The 809-nt window shown below is 70.0% G+C and carries 1 protein-coding gene and 1 pseudogene; both read right to left on the bottom strand.

The genetic code is table 11. The features are described from left to right. Nucleotides 1-507, bottom strand: a 507-nt coding sequence (locus MKK50_RS08030; RefSeq protein WP_499021616.1) for an SDR family oxidoreductase, incomplete at its 3' end; no start/stop codon positions are given. 68 nt (nt 508-575) lie between these two features. Further along, nucleotides 576-809: pseudogene (locus MKK50_RS08025) on the bottom strand (dTDP-glucose 4,6-dehydratase); the annotation flags it as partial.

Genomic DNA, 809 nt, shown 5'->3' with positions numbered 1-809 from the left:
CTCGCCCGAGAGCCGCAGCATCGTCTTCACGAAGTTGCCCCGGTGCGGGCTCACCACCCAGGCGGTGCGCACGATCGCGTGGCGCGGATTGCCGGAGCGGACCGCCATCTCGCCGGCGGCCTTGCTGGCACCGTAGACGCTTTGCGGATTCACCGGCACATCGGGGGCGTAGAAGCCCTCGCCCGCGCCGTCGAACACGTAGTCGGTCGAGACGTGGACGAGCGGGATGCCCCGCCGCTTCGTCTCGGCGGCCAGAATGGCCGGGGCCAGTGCGTTGAGGCGCCATGCGGCGGCAACCTCGGTCTCGGCCTTGTCGACCGCCGTATACGCGGCCGTGTTGATCACGGCCGCGTAGCTGCGTGCGTCGAGCGCAGCAGCAACGGCGGCCTCGTCGGTGATGTCGAGGCTCTGTCGGTCGGGCGCGTGGATCCGCACGCCCTCGGGCCAGGACAAGGCTTGAAGCTCCGTGCCAACCTGACCGGCGCCGCCGAGGATCAGGATATCCATGCTCAGGCGCTCTTGCCCGCGAGGCCGAGGCGCTCGCCGGAATAGCGGTCCTCGCGGATCGGGCGCCACTACGCCTCGTTGTCGAGGTACCAGCCAACGGACTCCGTCAGCGCCTCCGCGAACCCCTTGGTAGGCCGCCAGACGACCGCTGCCTCCGCTTTGCTGTGTCTTCGCGCATAGCGTCGGTCATGGCCGGGCCGGTCGGCTACGATGGTGATCAGGCGCTCGTGCGGCCCGTTCTCGGGCCGGAGCTGGTCGTAGGCGGCGCAGCGCCGCTTCCCGACCCCAAGGTTGTTCCGCAC

Source organism: Methylobacterium sp. J-043, from assembly GCF_022829505.1.
In the GTDB taxonomy this organism is placed as follows: Bacteria; Pseudomonadota; Alphaproteobacteria; order Rhizobiales; family Beijerinckiaceae; genus Methylobacterium; species Methylobacterium extorquens_A.
Note: the sequence above shows the minus strand (reverse complement) of the source record. Positions and strands in the feature narration are given on the sequence as shown.